The following is a 15,290-nucleotide window of genomic DNA, read 5'->3' on the forward strand; positions in this document are numbered from 1 at the left end:
GAAAAAATTGGCTTTTCGGTGCGAAACTGTCGGGGACGGCGGCATTCGCCGACAGGCAAACTGATCGAGACAGACGGGTGGGCATCTATCTCCCGATCGCGGAAATTTCCGTCAACGTGTTCGTGCTGCTCGCGATGGGCGCGGCGGTGGGCTTCCTGTCGGGCATGTTCGGGGTCGGCGGCGGCTTCCTGATCACGCCGCTCCTGATCTTCTACAACATCCCGCCGGCGATCGCGGTGGCCACGGGGGCCAACCAGGTCATAGCCTCCTCCTTCTCCGGCGCGCTGTCGCACTTCAAGCGCGGCACGCTCGACTTCAAGCTCGGCGGAGTGCTTCTGGCCGGCGGCATTGTCGGCTCGACCGCCGGCATCTATGTCTTTGCGCTGCTGCGCCGGCTCGGCCAATTGGACCTCTTCATTTCGCTGCTCTACGTCGCGCTGCTCGGCACCGTTGGCGGGCTGATGCTGGTCGAGAGCGTCAACGCGCTGCGCGCCTCGCGCAGCGGCGCGGCGCCGGTGCTGAAGAAATCCGGCCAGCACAACTGGATCCACCGGCTGCCGTTCAAGATGCGCTTCCGCGCCTCGAAGCTGTTCGTCAGCATCATCCCGGTGCTCGGCCTCGGCGCGGCAATCGGCTTCCTGTCGTCGATCATGGGCGTCGGCGGCGGCTTCATCATGGTGCCGGCGCTGATCTACCTGCTCAAGGTGCCGACCAACGTCGTTATCGGCACCTCGCTGTTCCAGATCATCTTCACCTCGGCCTACACCACGCTGGTGCATGCCACGACGAACCAGACGGTCGACGTGATCCTGGCCTTCCTGCTGATGGCGGGCGGCGTTGCCGGCGCGCAATATGGCGCCAAAGCGGGCCAGCGGCTGCGGGGCGAGCAGTTGCGGGCGCTTCTGGCGCTGTTGGTTCTGGCCGTCGCCATCCGCCTGGCCATCGACCTCTTCGTGACGCCTCCCAATCGCTATTCGCTCGCGGGCCTGACCTGATGGGGCCGTTGAGAGCGTTCGCAGCCGCCATCCTGTCGCTCGCTGCCGCAGCACTGCCGGCGGCGGCACAGACGCCGGCGACGGAAAGCATCCAGATCGGCCTGTCGACCGACGCCATTTCGATTACCGCCGGGTTTTCCGGCGCTGACCTCACCATTTTCGGCTCGCTAGAAAATCCCGATCCGCTGATCGCGCGCCAGGGACGCTACGATGTCATCGTCGTGCTGGAGGGTCCCGCCCGCCCCGTCGTCGTGCGCCGCAAGGACAGGGTGCTCGGCGTCTGGATCAATCTGGAATCGGAGACTTTCGAGAACGTGCCGGTATCCTACTCGGTGGCGACGACCCGCCCGCTGCAGGACATCACCGAGCCGAACAGCTACAAGCAGCTGTCGCTCGGCGCTTCGAACCTCTACATGCAACCGGCCGAGCCCAGCGACAGCCCGATCACGATCGAGGAATTCACCTCGGCACTTCGCGAGCGCAAGACGGCGACCGGCCTTTACAGCGAGAATGTCGGGGGCGTCCAGTTCCTGTCGCAGAACCTGTTCCGCGCCACCGTCCGGCTCGCGCCCAACATCCCGGTCGGCACCCATAAGGCACGCGCCTTCCTGTTCAAGAGCGGCATGTTCGTGAAGGAGAGCTCGGCCCAGCTCGAAATCCGCAAGTCCGGTTTCGAACAGTCGATCTTCCGCGTCGCGCACGACTATTCCTTCCTCTACGGCGTGTTCGCCGTGTCCCTTGCCATGCTCACCGGCTGGCTCGGACGCATCGTTTTCCGCAAGGATTGACGTTTTTCGCGCGAATGAGGGTTCCCCTGTTCCCGGATTTGGGATAAGTCGCCGCCTCCCAACTCGGGGACAAGCACACATTCAATTCGGCAGAGCGGTCCGGCGACCGGGTGACGGCGCGTTTTTCGACGCCGGCGATGCGCTGCGACGAAACCAATGACAGGAGGCTGCTATGCATCCAGCATTCGGCGGCATCGATTTCGGCACGTCCAATTCCACAGTGGGCGTGATCCGCAACGGCCGGGCGCAACTGGTGGCGCTGGAGGGCGAACAGCCCACTTTGCCGAGCGCCGTCTTCTTCAACTTCGAGGACGGCCACACCTATTTCGGCCGCCGCGCAATCGCCGACTACACCGACAGCGTGGAGGGCCGGCTGATGCGCTCGCTGAAAAGCGTTCTCGGCAGCTCGCTCGCCAACGAGAAGACGCGCATCAAGGCGCGCCTGATCGGCTTCACCGACATCATCGGTTTATTCATCAGCCATTTGAAGAAGCGGCTGGAAGAGGATGCCGGCGGCCCGGTCGAACGCGTCGTGCTCGGCCGCCCCGTGCAGTTCGTCGATGACGATGCCTACGCCGACGCTAAAGCGCAAAGCGAGCTTGAAAAGGCAGCGCGCGCGCAGGGCTTCAAGCACATCGCCTTCCAGTTCGAGCCGATCGCGGCCGCACTCGACTACGAACAGAATGTCGCCCGCGAAGAGCTGGCGCTGATCGTCGACATGGGCGGCGGCACCTCCGACTTCTCGATCGTGCGCGTCTCGCCGGAGCGCGCCCGCTCGGACGACCGCAAGGGCGACATATTGGCCAATCGCGGCATCCATATCGGCGGCACGGATTTCGACCGGCTGCTTAGCATCGCCCATATCATGCCCGAGCTCGGCTATCTGACCCCGACCAAGGACGGCAAGCGCAATCTGCCGGCAAGTTATTTCATCGACCTCGCCACCTGGCAGCGCATCAATCTCATTTACACCGCGAAGGCGATGTCGGATTTGAAGCAGATCCGCTTCGAAGCCGAGCGCGCCGATCTCGTCGACCGCTTCATCCACATTGTCGAGCATCGTTACGGCCATGCGATGGCCGGCCTGGTCGAACGGGCCAAGATCGCGCTGACAGAACATTCCTGGGCCGAGGTGAAGGTGTCGCTGCCCGGCGTACGCTTCGCGGCCGGGATCACGCGCGCCGGCCTGGAAGAGACGATCGGCGGCGATATCGAACGGGTGGCCGCGACGGTCAGGCAAACGATTGCCGACGCAGGCGTTCCCGCTTCGGCCATCACCGCTGTGTTCCTCACCGGCGGTTCGACGGCGATCCCGCTGGCAAAGCGGCGGATCCTTTCGCTGGTGCCGCAGGCCTCGGTTATCGAAGGCGATATGTTCGGCTCGGTCGGGCTTGGGCTCGCGCTTGATGCGCGGCGCAAATTCGCCTGACGCTTCCTTGCTCTAGCCCCTGCCCGTTGACGGCGCGTCCTGCTTGCCGGTGAGATGCGCCTTGAGCGCCATTTGCGCGAGGCTCGCCTGCCGGTCGCGATGGGTAATCATGGCGAAATCGCGTTTCGGCAGAACGACCGGCACGGATCGCAAGCTGCCTTCCGCCAGCGAGCGCGCAATGACGAGCTCGGAAATGATGGTCGCGCCGGCACCAGCCTCCACCGCCTGACGCACAGCCTCGTTGCTGGGCAGAACAAGAAAGATCTGCAACTCGGCCGGCGGAACCCCTTCACTGCGCGCGAAATCCTCCAGCGCCTCGCGCGTGCCCGACCCGCCCTCCCTGATGATCCAGCGCAACGACCTGATGTCGAGGTTTCCCGCCGGCGTCATCGGAAGCTCGGGATGTGAGCCCGCCACGACCAGCATGGGGCGATCCTCATCGACCGTGGCGCGCCGCAATATGTCGGACTCGGTTCGGCCTTCGACCAGCCCGAAATCGGCCCGGCCGTCCAGCACATTGGTTTCCACTTGCCGCGTGTTGCCGATGGTGACGCTCAGGCGCACCGCCGGATAGGCCTCGTGGAAGGACGCCAGGCGCCTCGGCAGCCAGTAGCTGGCGATGGTCTGACTGGCCGATATCGACAGGCTGCCGGTGATGGTCTGGGAAACATGCTCCAGCACGTTGTGGGCAGCCGCTGCCCGTTCCAGAACAGCCTTGGCTTCGGGCAGGAAGCGGTGGCCGGTCTGCGCAAGCTCGATGTTGCGGCCGACCCGGTTGAACAGCCGCACGCCATGATGGCTTTCAAGCGCGCGGATGGCGGCAGAGGCGGCCGATTGCGAGATGCCGAGCAGGTCGGCCGCCTTGGTCATGTGGCCATGCTCGGCGACGGCGACGAAGATGCGAAGCTGATCGAGGGTCATGGCCAACTAAGAAGCAAAATCGATCGGAATTACAAGAGCGGCTTGTTAGACAGATCAATCGCTTTGTTCTAACTTTTTACCCGAGCTTGGAAAAAATTGGCCGTTCTGCCGCCAAGGTTGGAAATGATCGGGCGCTTCAAATCCCTTTTCGCGCATTGGAGCCGCCAGCTGAAGCGGCAGCTCGCCGGCGACCGCTACCATCCTGAGCTGCACTATATGCGCGGGCCCGGCCCGAAGACCAAGGCCAAGATGGCAAGCGACAAGAGCGTTCGCGGATCATGAGCCTAGCTGAACCACGCGGCGCAAACTCCGCGCCCTCGCAGCGGCCGCTGGCCGACAGCCAGGCGCCTGACGAAGGCGACGGCGTCGAGACCTCGCCGAGCGTGTCCGACCGCATCGCCAAAACCACCTGCTACATGTGCGCCTGCCGCTGCGGCATCGACGTCCACATCAAGGACGGCAAGGTGCGCTACATCAACGGCAACAAAGACCACCCGGTGAACCGGGGCGTGATCTGCGGCAAGGGCAGCGCCGGCATCATGCAGCATTACAGCCCGGCGCGGCTGAGGAAGCCGCTGCTGCGCACAGGGCCTCGTGGCTCCGGCGAGTTTCGCGAGATCGAATGGGACGAAGCGCTCACCATCGCCACCGAGCGGCTGTCGGCGGTCCGCCGCACCGATCCGAGAAAGCTTGCCTTTTTCACCGGGCGCGACCAGTCGCAGTCGCTGACCGGCTGGTGGGCGAGCCAGTTCGGTACGCCCAACTTCGCCGCCCATGGCGGCTTCTGCTCGGTCAACATGGCGGCCGGTGGGCTCTACACGATCGGCGGCTCGTTCTGGGAGTTCGGCGAGCCCGACTGGGACAATACGAAATACTTCATGCTGTTCGGCGTCGCCGAGGATCACGATTCCAATCCGATCAAGATCGGCCTCGGCAAGCTCAAGGCGCGCGCCGCCAAGGTGGTGTCGATCAACCCTTGCCGCACCGGTTACAACGCGATCGCCGACGACTGGATCGGCATACGACCCGGCACGGACGGACTGTTCGTGCTGGCGCTCGTCCATGAGTTGCTCAAGGCCGGCCGCATAGATCTCGACTATCTGCTGCGCTACACCAACGCGCCGGTGCTTGTCGTACAGGAGCCCGGTTCCGCCGATGACGGATTGTTCATGCGCGATGATGACGGCAACCTGTTGGCTTGGGACAGGGTGGCGAAGGCGCCCGTCAATGCCGCCGACCCGGATGCCAAACCAGCACTGACCGGCAGCTACACGGTCAATGGCCGCCGCTGCGCACCGGTATTTCAGCTGATCGCCGACCGATACCTGCACGAAAGCCATTCGCCGGAGGCGGTGGCGGAGCGCTGCGGGGTCGGCGCCGACACCATCCGACGGATCGCGGCGGAGCTGGCGCATATCGCCTTGGAGCAGGCGATCGAGCTGCCGGTCGCCTGGACCGATTGGGCCGGCCGCCGGCACGAGACGATGAAGGGCCGGCCGGTGTCGATGCATGCCATGCGCGGCATCTCGGCCCATTCCAACGGCTTTCATACTTGCCGCGCCATCCACCTGCTGCAGGTTCTGCTCGGCACGGTGGACGTGCCCGGCGGCTTCCGCTTCAAGCCGCCCTATCCGCGTTGCGCGCCGCCGGGGCCAAAGCCCGCAGGCAAGAACGTCCGCCCGATGACGCCGCTGGAGGGTATGCCGCTCGGCTTCGTCTCAGGGCCCGACGATCTGCTCGTCGACGAGGTCGGCACACCGATCCGCATCGACAAGGCCTATTCCTGGGAGGCGCCGCTTGCGGCCCACGGCCTGATGCACAGCGTCATCCGCAATGCCTGGGCCGGCGATCCTTATCCGATCGACACGCTGATGATGTATATGTCGAACATGGCCTGGAACTCCTCGATGAATACCGTCGAGACGGTTCGTATGCTCACCGACAAGGACGAGGCGGGCGACTACAAGATCCCCTTCATCATTTATTCCGACGCCTATTATTCCGAGACGGTGCCGTTCGCCGACCTGGTGCTGCCCGACACGACCTATCTCGAGCGGCACGACTGCATCAGCCTGCTCGACCGGCCGATCAGCCATGCCGACGGGCCGGGCGATGCCATCCGTCACCCGGTGGTGCAGCCGGACCGGGATGTCCGGCCGTTCCAGTCGGTGCTGATCGAGCTCGGCGCGCGGCTCGGCCTGCCCGGCTTTGTCAACGAAGGCGGTTCGGCGAAATACCGCGACTATGCCGACTACATCGTCAACCACGAGCGCACGCCCGGCATCGGCCCGCTTGCCGGCTGGCGCGGTAAGAACGGCGACGCGATCGGCAAGGGCGAGGTGAACCCGGACCAGTTGCAGCGCTACATCGACAATGGCGGTTTCTGGCACCACGGGTTCGCCGACGACCAGCGCTATTACAAGATGGGCAACCGCGCCTATCTCGACTTTGCCGTGCAGATGGGATTCATCTCCAAGGCCGATCCGATCATCTTTCAGCTCTATTCGGAGCCGATGCAGCGCTTTCGCCTCGCCGCGCGCGGTCATGGCAAGGTGCAGCCGCCGGAGGCCGAGCGCGACCGGATCGAAGCCTATATGGACCCGCTGCCGTTCTGGTACGCGCCCTTCGAGGACGACGCCGTCGATCTCCAGAAATATCCGCTGCATGCGCTGACGCAGCGGCCGATGCACATGTACCATTCCTGGGGCTCGCAGAATGCGTGGCTGAGACAAATCACCAGCCAGAACCGGCTGTTCGTGCACCGGGAGACCGCAGCGAGGCTTGGGCTGGCCGACGACGACTGGGTGTGGATCGAAAGCATCAACGGCCGCGTGAAGGGGCAGATCAAGCTGATCGACGGCGTCAACCCGGACACGGTCTGGACCTGGAACGCGATCGGCAAGCGGCGCGGCAGCTGGGGCCTGAAGGACGACGCCGCAGAGAGCAATCGCGGCTTCCTGCTCAATCACATCATCGGCGACCAGACCGCAGCCACCGTCAAGGGCAAGCGCTATTCGAACTCCGACCCCGTCACCGGACAGGCGGCATGGTTCGACGTGCGCGTGCGTATCGCCAAATGCGCGGCGGAAGAGGCCGGCTTCACCGAGCCGCAATTCGAGCGCTTGCGGCAGCCGCCAAATTTCGAGCCGTCACCGGATGTGCTTCGCTTCGGCGATGCATTCCGCATAAAAAGGGAAGCCGCCGAATGACCTGCCTTCCCGCCCAAACCGAGAAGAAGCTCGGCCTCGTCATCGACCTTGACACCTGCGTCGGCTGCCAGGCCTGCGTTACCGCTTGCAAGGAATGGAACACCGGCGGACACATGGCGCCGCTGACCGACATCGATCCGTATGGCGGGCGTGTCGACGGCGTCTGGTTCAACCGCGTGCACAGCTATGAGCACACGACCGAACAAGGCGGCCGCACGGTGAACTTCCCGCGCTCCTGCCTGCATTGCGAGCAGCCAGCCTGCGTCACCGTCTGTCCGACCGGCGCCTCCTACAAGCGCGCCTCCGACGGCATCGTGCTGGTCGACGAGGACAAGTGCATCGGCTGCAAGCTGTGCAGCTGGGCCTGCCCCTATGGCGCGCGCGAATTCGATACGGATGTCGGCGTGATGAAGAAATGCACGCTGTGCGTCGACCGCATCTACAACGACAATCTGGCGGCAGAGGACCGCGTGCCGGCCTGCGTCGCCGCCTGCCCGACCAGCGCCCGGCATTTCGGCGATCTGGGCGATCCCGCCTCGGCAATCTCGCGCCTGGTAGAAGAGCGTGGCGGCGTCGACCTGATGCCCGAGCTTGGCTACAAGCCGACCAACAAATACCTTCCCCCGCGAGCCCGCACCGAGCGCGCGGCGAAGGTGGACGCGCCGGTGCTGGAACCGATCCGGGCCGACGGAGGCTTCCTCGGCTGGATCGATCGCATGCTTTCGAACTGAAATTCGCGCAGCCATGCATCCCGCCTATTCCGTCGTCTTCTTCACCACCGCCACCGGGGCCGGTTATGGCCTGCTGGCGCTGCTCGGCGTTCTTGGCGGGCTGGGATTCATCGCACCCGATTTCTGGCTCGGACTCGTCGGCATGGCGCTTTCGCTTGGCTTGATCGCGGCCGGCCTGCTCTCCTCGACCGGCCATCTCGGCCGCCCTGAACGCGCCTGGCGCGCCTTCTCGCAATGGCGAAGCTCCTGGCTGTCGCGCGAAGGGGTCGCCGCGGTCGCGACCTTCATCCCGGCCGGGCTGTTCGGCATTGGCTGGGTGCTGATGGGCAAAAGCGGCGGTTGGGTGGCCATCGTTGGCCTGATGGCTGCCGCCGGCGGCGTCGTGACAGTCTGTACGACCGGAATGATCTATGCCTCGCTGAAGCCGATCGCGCAGTGGCACAGCCGATATACTTTGCCGGCTTATCTTATCTTCTCGGCAATGACGGGTGGCTTGCTGCTCAACGGCCTGCTGCGAAGCTTCGGGGCCGGATCAACCTTGGTTCTGGCCGGCGCGCTGCTTGCCACGCTCGCCGGGTGGGGCTGGAAGCTTGCGACCTGGCACTACAACGACAAGCTGGAAATCCCGACCACGGGCAACACGGCGACCGGCCTCGCCGGCGGCACTGTGCGGTCCATCGAATGGCCGCACACCGAAGAAAACTACCTGCTCAAGGAGATGGGTTTTCGCATTGCGCGCAAGCATAGCGCGAAGCTGAGGCGAATCACGCAGGTGCTGGCCTTCGCCGTGCCGGCCATCTTGCTCGTGATCGCCTTCGCCTTGCCGTGGCCTTTCGCAGCAGCCGCATCACTGCTTGCAGCGCTTATGCAATTCGCGGGCATGCTGGTCGAACGCTGGCTGTTCTTCGCCGAGGCAAAGCACACCGTCACGCTCTATTACGGCAGATGAAGCCGCTTCAGCCCGGCCGCAGCATCGAACCGGAAATGGCAAAGATGCGCTCCGCACCCAGCATGTAGGCAACAAGCGTTTCCAGGCGGAACAGTCCGGCATAGGCGCGGTCGAGCACGTTGAGCGAGCCGGTATAGGCGCCGAAGGCCGGCATGATCATGCGGCCGCCGTCACCGGCGAAGCAGCGCCGCCTGACCGAGCGGCCGCGCTGGACGATGCGGGCGCAGGGATGCAGATGGCCGGCGATCTCGCCTTCCACCCGCAGCTTGGATGGTTCATGGCGGAAGACAAGCGAACCGATCGCGAGTTCCCTCACCGTCTCGCCAGGCAGGTCGGCGGGAGCATCCGGATCATGGTTGCCGGCAACCCAGAACCAGTCGCGGCCGGCTATCATCGCCTCCAGCCGCTCGCGGAAGCTTAGATGCATGCGCTCGGCGCCGCCGCCGTCGTGGAAGGAGTCGCCAAGGCTGACAACGATCCGCGGGCCGTAGTCGGCGATCACGGCCTGCAGGCGCAGCAAGGTCGCACCTGTGTCATAAGGCGGGATCAGCGCGCCGCGCCTGGCGAAGGACGAGCCCTTTTCGAGATGCAGGTCGGCGACCGCAAGCAGCCGCAGATCGGGGAAATAGAGCACGCCGCGCCGGTCGCAAACCGCGCGTTCGCCGGCGATGCCGACAAAGTCGGCCTCGGCGATCAGCGTTGCGCGCGACAGCGAAAAATTCATCCCCTCTTGCCTTCTCTCAGTCGGCCATCTCCGGCCCCATGGCCTCTTCAACGAGGGTGGCGGCATCCATCAACAGCGTTTCATCCGCCTCGCCATGCACCGGCATCTTGCCGATTTCGAGCATGATCGGCACGGCTAGCGGCGATATCTGTTCCAGGTCCTTATGCACGATTCGACCGAGGATGCGCGAGAGCATCTCGGCAAGTCTGCTGACATCGAGCAATCCGGTCGCTGCATCGGCACGCGTCGCCTGGAGCAGGATGTGGTCGGGCTCGTGGCTGCGCAGCACATCATAAATCAGGTCTGTCGAGACGGTGACCTGGCGGCCGCTTTTCTCCTTGCCGGGATGACGTTTCTCGATCAGTCCGGAAATCAGCGCGCAGTTGCGGAAGGTGCGCTTGAGCAGCCAGCTGTCGGCAAACCATGCCTCGAGATCGTCACCGAGCATGTCCTGATCGAAGAGCGCAGCCAGCGATGGTTTTTTGTTTTTGAACATCCAGCCCATGTCGGCCAGCGACCAAATAGCCAACGCATAGTCGGTGGCAACGAAGCCGACCGGTTTGGCGCCCGCTCGATCCAGGCGGCGCGTCAGCAGCATGCCCAGCGTCTGATGCGCGAGCCTGCCTTCGAACGGATAGGCTACGAGATAGTGCCGGTTTCCGCGTGGAAAGGTCTCGATCAGCAGATCGTCCCGTTTCGGCAGGACGGATTTATCCGCCTGAAACCGCAGCCAATCGGCCACCTGCTCGGGCAGCTTCTTCCAGCGCTGCGGATCGTCGAGCATGGCGCGCACCTGCTCGGCGAGATAAGTCGAAAGCGGGAATTTGCCGCCGCCATAGTAGGGCACCTTTGCTTCGCTTCCGGGAGCATTCGACACGAAGCACTCATTGTCGCGGATACCCTCGAACCGCAGAACCCTTCCGGCGAACATGAAAGTGTCGCCATAGGTCAAGGTCTCGAGAAACGCTTCCTCGATCTTTCCCAAGACTCTGCCGCCGCGCGAGGCCGCGCCCTTGCTTCCAGCCTGGACGTAACGAACGTTGAGGGCCGGCACTTCGATGATGGTCCCGACATTGAGCCGGTACTGTTGCGCCACGCGGGGATTGGATACTCGCCACAAGCCTTCCTTGGTTTGGCGGATACGGGCGTAGCGCTCGTAGTTTCTCAGCGCGTATCCGCCGGTGGCGACGAAGTCGATGACCCGGTCGAATGTCGGGCGGTCTAGGCTGACATAGGGCGCAGCCGATCTCACCTCGTCAAACAGCGCGTCGGCGTGGAACGGGGCACCGCAGGCGCAGCCGAGCACATGCTGCGCCAGCACGTCGAGCCCGCCATTGACCAAAGGCGGCGTGTCCTGCGCGCCGAGATAGTTGGCGTCGAGCGCGGCACGGCATTCAAGCACCTCAAACCGGTTGGCCGGGATCAGGATCGCCTTCGATGGCTCATCCATGCGGTGGTTGGCGCGGCCGATGCGCTGTGCCAGGCGGCTTGCCCCCTTCGGCGCGCCGACATGCACGACCAGATCGACATCGCCCCAGTCGATGCCCAGGTCCAATGTCGAGGTGGCGACGATAGCGCGCAAGGCGTTTTCACCCATCGCCTTCTCGACCCGCCGCCGCTGGGCGACGTCGAGCGAGCCGTGATGCAAGGCGATCGGCAACGTGTCGTCGTTGACGCGCCACAGCTCCTGAAACAGCAGCTCGGCCTGGCTGCGCGTGTTGACAAAGAGCAGCGTCGTCTTGTGCCGCTTGACCTCGCGATAGATCTCCGGAGTGGCGTAGCGGGCGGAATGGCCAGCCCATGGCACCCGCTCTTCGGAATCGAGAATGGAGATGTCGGGCTTGGCACCGCCTGTGACGACGATCAACTCGGACATGGCCTCAGGGGAAGCCTGGCTGACCAGCCAGCGCCGCAACTCATCCGGCTCGGCGACCGTAGCCGACAGGCCGATGGTCTGCAGCTCAGGGACGAAGGTGCGCAGCCGCGCCAGGCCTAGCGCCAAAAGATGCCCGCGCTTCGAGGTGACGAGCGAATGCAATTCGTCGAGGACGACATAACGCAAATCCTCGAAGAAGCGCCTGGCGTCGGCCGAGGCAATCAGAAGCGCGAGCTGTTCGGGGGTGGTGAGCAGGATGTCGGGCGGCGCGAGCTTCTGCCGCTGGCGCTTGTGCGAGGGCGTGTCGCCGGTGCGGGTTTCGATGGTCACCGGCAGTCCCATCTCCTCGACCGGCTTGCCGAGATTGCGCTCGATGTCGACGGCCAGCGCCTTGAGCGGCGAGATGTAGAGCGTGTGGATGCCACGGTGCGCCCCACCGGGCCTGCGGCGCGGACGTCTGGCGAGCTCGGTAAGCGAGGGCAGGAATCCGGCCAGCGTCTTGCCGGCGCCGGTCGGCGCGATCAGCAGCGCCGATTGGCCGGCTTGAGCCTTCGCCAGCAGTTCGAGCTGGTGGGCGCGCGGCGACCAGCCTTTTGCAGCGAACCATTTTACGAACGGCTCGGGGAGAAGGACGGCGACATTCTGTTCGGCGAGGCGCGGCTGCTCTGTCACGCGCAAAGAGGTAGCGCGCTGGCAAGCGATCGCCAAGGAAAATCGGAACAAAAAGGGATCATTCTTCCCCTCTCCCCGTGTGGGAGAAGGTGGCCCGGCGCGCAGCGCCGAGACTAATGAGGGTGATCCAGCTTGGCGCTACTTACCCCTCACCCGGATTGCCAGCCGACTTGCGAAGAGCAAATCGGGGCAATCCCACTTCTCTCCCATGGGGAGAGGTTAGGGCGGCGCTAAGGCCTGCGGAACCCGGTCGGGCCGCCATAGAGATAGCCGATCCGCTCGACGGCATCCTTCAGCCCTTCGCGCGAGACCAGCATCGTGTGGCCATTGGCGTGGATCATGTCCTTCGCGTCGGTCATGATCGCGACGTGGCCCTTCCAGAAGACGAGGTCGCCGCGCTGCAGCCCGGAATACTCAGGGCCTGGCTCGAGCGGCGTCCCGATCGATGCCGCCTGCATGTCGGAGTCGCGCAGCACATCCTTGCCGGCCATGCGCATCGACAGTTGCACGAGGCCGGAGCAGTCGATGCCGAAGCCGGAGACGCCGCCCCAGAGGTATGGCGTGCCGAGGAAGCTTTCGGCGACCGTCACAAAGTCGTCTGCAACCTCGGCGAGCGGCCGCAGATGGCGGGCAATGACGGCCTGGCCGGATGGCAGCAGCGCGTAGTGCGTGCCGCGCGTTTCGGCGGAACCCGTCACCGTCACCGCGGAGCCCATCGACAGTTGCCCGCCGATCGGGAAGCGCAGGTCCGGTCCGGGATAGAGGAAGGTGCGCGGCACGGAGACGATGTGGGTGGGCGCATGCTCACGTGCGCCGAGTACATTGTCGGCGGCATAGCCGACATAGCCGTCGCGCTCGGCCTGCACCCAGGCCCAGCCTTCCGCAACCTCGAAGACCAGCACGTCGTCGCCGAACAGCGCCTGCGTGTTGATGCCGGCATCGGGGCGCGGCGCCTTGCGCAGGTCGGCGACGGCGGTGGTGATCCGCGCCGGGCGGCCGGCGACAAAGCGATCGGCGGCGACTTCCCCCTTCAGCCTGGCATCGGCGAGATCGGAACGAAAGGCGTGAAGGCGGGCATCCCTGGCGGTCAAATCGGTAGTCCAGTCAAATGAGTTTATCGGTCAGACAGACGAGTTGTCGGTCAGATGGGCAGCTCATGCGCCTTTGCGACGATACCATCGCCGAAGCGCTCGACAAAGAGCGCGCCCTCCACCGTGCGCCGGATCAGCACATTGCGCTTGTCGAGCTCGTCGCGGTGGCGCGAAACCAGCTTCAGCGCGCCCATCGTGTCGAGCGCGCGGGTAATGACCGGCTTGGTGACGTTGAGCCTCGCGGCCAGCCCGCGCACCGTATGCGGCGGCGGATCGAGGTAGATGGTGAGCAGGATGGCGGTCTGGCGCATGGTGAGGTCGGGCGCGTCGTCGCGCACCTGCGACAGCAATACCTGCTGCCACAGTCGCAAGGCCTGGCTCGGGCGCATCGAGATCGACATTTGCCAAGCATGACGGCAAATTGTTTCGCTTCCGTTTCAGTCCGCGGCGGCTTTTGCCAGTTTTCTCGTCACACTCACCCGAAGCGCTTCGAGATCACTCGCTCCAGCGCGCGAATGCCTTGCGCCTCGCCCCCGGTCAGGCCGTGCGGGCGGTCATTCGGGTTCCAGGCAAAAATGTCGAAATGCGCCCATCCGGGCGTCTTCTCGACAAAGCGCTTGAGGAAGAGCGCCGCCGTGATCGATCCGGCGAAGCCGTCCGTCGTGACATTGTTGACGTCGGCGATCTTCGAGGAAAGCTTCGCGTCATAGGGACGCCACAGCGGCATGCGCCACAGCGGATCCTCGACAGCAAGCGAAGCCGCAGCCAGGTCGGACGCCAGTGCCTCGTCGCCGGTATAGAAGGGCGGCAGATCGGGGCCGAGCGCAACACGGGCCGCTCCGGTCAAGGTCGCCATGTCGAACAGCAGGGCCGGCCTTTCCTCGTCGGCAAGCGTCAGAGCGTCGGCCAGCACCAGCCGGCCTTCAGCATCGGTGTTGCCGATCTCCACCGTTATCCCCTTGCGACTCCTCAGCACGTCGCCAGGCCGGAAGGCATTGCCGGCGATCGAATTCTCGACCGCAGGGATCAGCACGCGCAGCCGCACATTCCGTTTCGCCGCCATGATCATCGAGGCGAGACCCAGCACGTTGGCGGCGCCGCCCATGTCCTTCTTCATCAGCAGCATGCCCGACGACGGCTTGATGTCGAGGCCGCCGGTGTCGAAGCAGACGCCCTTGCCGACCAGCGTCACCTTCGGCGCGTCGCTCGGGCCCCAGGTCATGTCAATCAGCCTCGGCGCGCCGGCCGAGGCGCGGCCGACGGCATGGATCATCGGAAAATTCCGCGCCAGGAGATCGTCACCCTTGACGACGGAGACGTCGGCGCCGTGCCCGGCTGCCAATGCCCGGACAGCCTCCTCGAACTCATCCGGCCCCATGTCGCTCGTCGGCGTGTTGACGAGATCGCGCGTCAGGAAAATAGCCTCGGCGGTGCGGCGCAGATGCGCGCCGTCGGCGCCCGACGGCAGCGCGAAGCGCAACGCCCTGCCGGGTTTCTTGCCGTAGCGGGTGAAGGCGTAGCCGCCGAGGACGACGGCCAGCCCCGCAAGATCGGGCGCTGGCAGATCCTGGGCGAAATGCCATTCACCCTCGGGCAGCGCCCGCGCCAGGGCGCCCACGGCAAGCTGGCTCTCGCCGTCGCCGGTGCCGAACAGCGCGCCGGCGAGACCGCCACCTTCGGCCGGCAGAACGAGCGTGCGGCCCGCCTCGCCGGAAAAGCCGTTGGCCCGTGCCCAAGCGATGACGGAAGGGGAAAGGCCAGTGCCGTCGAGGCCATCCTTTCCCACCAGGTAGACTGGCAAGGCTGCTTCCGGTTTCTGGTCAATAAGTTCGACAGGCATTCGATGGTCTCCGGCCGGCACGGCGAGTCGGCTTCTTAACGATCCGTTAGGGTTAACAGAATATT

Annotated in this window: 13 protein-coding genes; 7 read left to right on the forward strand and 6 right to left on the reverse strand. The window is 64.8% G+C overall.

The annotated features are described in order from the left end of the window. Positions 1-77: 77 nt before the first annotated feature. The 3 genes from EJ078_RS11470 (at position 78) to EJ078_RS11480 (ending at position 3,212) form a co-directional block, all read left to right on the forward strand. On the forward strand, positions 78-995 hold the full coding sequence (locus EJ078_RS11470) for a sulfite exporter TauE/SafE family protein (protein WP_066996707.1): 918 nt from the start codon (positions 78-80) through the stop codon (positions 993-995). Then, positions 995-1,783 (forward strand): TIGR02186 family protein, encoded by a 789-nt coding sequence (locus EJ078_RS11475; RefSeq protein WP_067322676.1) that lies wholly within the window; start codon positions 995-997, stop codon positions 1,781-1,783. The genes EJ078_RS11470 and EJ078_RS11475 overlap by 1 nt, the downstream gene beginning before the upstream one ends. A 172-nt stretch (positions 1,784-1,955) precedes the next feature. Continuing rightward, complete coding sequence (locus EJ078_RS11480) at positions 1,956-3,212, forward strand: Hsp70 family protein (protein ID WP_127404323.1); 1,257 nt, start codon at positions 1,956-1,958, stop codon at positions 3,210-3,212. 12 nt (positions 3,213-3,224) lie between these two features. Here the strand turns inward: EJ078_RS11480 and EJ078_RS11485 are convergent, their stop codons facing one another. Then, entirely contained in the window at positions 3,225-4,133 is a 909-nt protein-coding gene (locus EJ078_RS11485; RefSeq protein ID WP_127847160.1) for a LysR substrate-binding domain-containing protein, read from the reverse strand. A 123-nt stretch (positions 4,134-4,256) separates the two neighbouring features. Between EJ078_RS11485 and EJ078_RS11490 the strand changes: the two genes are divergently transcribed. Genes EJ078_RS11490 through EJ078_RS11505 form a run of 4 tightly spaced genes read left to right on the forward strand, consistent with a single transcriptional unit; the run spans position 4,257 to position 9,022 of the window. Beyond that, positions 4,257-4,415, forward strand: a complete 159-nt coding sequence (locus EJ078_RS11490) for a hypothetical protein (protein WP_164749258.1) — start codon at positions 4,257-4,259, stop codon at positions 4,413-4,415. Then, on the forward strand, positions 4,412-7,342 hold the full coding sequence (locus EJ078_RS11495) for a molybdopterin oxidoreductase family protein (protein WP_127403526.1): 2,931 nt from the start codon (positions 4,412-4,414) through the stop codon (positions 7,340-7,342). Before EJ078_RS11490 ends, EJ078_RS11495 begins: the two co-directional genes overlap by 4 nt. Next, a complete protein-coding gene (locus EJ078_RS11500) occupies positions 7,339-8,073 on the forward strand; it encodes a 4Fe-4S dicluster domain-containing protein (protein WP_208721514.1) in 735 nt (244 codons plus the stop codon). The genes EJ078_RS11495 and EJ078_RS11500 overlap by 4 nt, the downstream gene beginning before the upstream one ends. 13 nt (positions 8,074-8,086) lie before the next feature. After that, the gene (locus tag EJ078_RS11505) at positions 8,087-9,022 is read left to right on the forward strand and encodes a DmsC/YnfH family molybdoenzyme membrane anchor subunit (RefSeq protein WP_208721516.1); all 936 of its coding nucleotides are present in this window, start codon (positions 8,087-8,089) and stop codon (positions 9,020-9,022) included. Positions 9,023-9,029: 7 nt separating this feature from the next. On the opposite strand, the gene pdeM is transcribed toward EJ078_RS11505, so the two are convergent. The 5 genes from pdeM to EJ078_RS11530 all read right to left on the reverse strand — a co-directional run bounded on the left by pdeM (position 9,030) and on the right by EJ078_RS11530 (position 15,225). Then, positions 9,030-9,746, reverse strand: coding sequence for a ligase-associated DNA damage response endonuclease PdeM (gene pdeM / locus EJ078_RS11510; RefSeq protein WP_095799350.1), 717 nt, complete (start codon positions 9,744-9,746; stop codon positions 9,030-9,032). A 16-nt stretch (positions 9,747-9,762) separates the two neighbouring features. Further along, complete coding sequence (locus EJ078_RS11515; protein ID WP_208721644.1) at positions 9,763-12,294, reverse strand: ligase-associated DNA damage response DEXH box helicase; 2,532 nt, start codon at positions 12,292-12,294, stop codon at positions 9,763-9,765. Between the two features lie 230 nt (positions 12,295-12,524). After that, complete coding sequence (locus tag EJ078_RS11520) at positions 12,525-13,385, reverse strand: NlpC/P60 family protein (protein ID WP_208721518.1); 861 nt, start codon at positions 13,383-13,385, stop codon at positions 12,525-12,527. A gap of 50 nt (positions 13,386-13,435) precedes the next feature. Next, a complete protein-coding gene (locus EJ078_RS11525) occupies positions 13,436-13,786 on the reverse strand; it encodes a MarR family winged helix-turn-helix transcriptional regulator (protein ID WP_066996450.1) in 351 nt (116 codons plus the stop codon). Between the two features lie 74 nt (positions 13,787-13,860). Continuing rightward, the gene (locus EJ078_RS11530) at positions 13,861-15,225 is read right to left on the reverse strand and encodes a leucyl aminopeptidase family protein (protein WP_208721520.1); all 1,365 of its coding nucleotides are present in this window, start codon (positions 15,223-15,225) and stop codon (positions 13,861-13,863) included. Positions 15,226-15,290: the final 65 nt, after the last annotated feature.

Origin of the sequence: Mesorhizobium sp. M1A.F.Ca.IN.022.06.1.1 (assembly GCF_003952605.1) — a bacterium.
GTDB lineage: Bacteria > Pseudomonadota > Alphaproteobacteria > Rhizobiales > Rhizobiaceae > Mesorhizobium.

What these genes read in the sequence shown, in the direction of transcription:
- EJ078_RS11480 (WP_127404323.1), top strand. Translation starts at nt 1,956, where the DNA reads ATGCATCCAGCATTCGGCGGCATCGATTTCGGCACGTCCAATTCCACA.
- EJ078_RS11485 (WP_127847160.1), bottom strand. Translation starts at nt 4,133, where the DNA reads ATGACCCTCGATCAGCTTCGCATCTTCGTCGCCGTCGCCGAGCATGGC.
- EJ078_RS11475 (WP_067322676.1), top strand. Translation starts at nt 995, where the DNA reads ATGGGGCCGTTGAGAGCGTTCGCAGCCGCCATCCTGTCGCTCGCTGCC.
- EJ078_RS11505 (WP_208721516.1), top strand. Translation starts at nt 8,087, where the DNA reads ATGCATCCCGCCTATTCCGTCGTCTTCTTCACCACCGCCACCGGGGCC.
- pdeM (WP_095799350.1), bottom strand. Translation starts at nt 9,746, where the DNA reads ATGAATTTTTCGCTGTCGCGCGCAACGCTGATCGCCGAGGCCGACTTT.
- EJ078_RS11525 (WP_066996450.1), bottom strand. Translation starts at nt 13,786, where the DNA reads ATGTCGATCTCGATGCGCCCGAGCCAGGCCTTGCGACTGTGGCAGCAG.
- EJ078_RS11500 (WP_208721514.1), top strand. Translation starts at nt 7,339, where the DNA reads ATGACCTGCCTTCCCGCCCAAACCGAGAAGAAGCTCGGCCTCGTCATC.
- EJ078_RS11495 (WP_127403526.1), top strand. Translation starts at nt 4,412, where the DNA reads ATGAGCCTAGCTGAACCACGCGGCGCAAACTCCGCGCCCTCGCAGCGG.
- EJ078_RS11490 (WP_164749258.1), top strand. Translation starts at nt 4,257, where the DNA reads ATGATCGGGCGCTTCAAATCCCTTTTCGCGCATTGGAGCCGCCAGCTG.
- EJ078_RS11530 (WP_208721520.1), bottom strand. Translation starts at nt 15,225, where the DNA reads ATGCCTGTCGAACTTATTGACCAGAAACCGGAAGCAGCCTTGCCAGTC.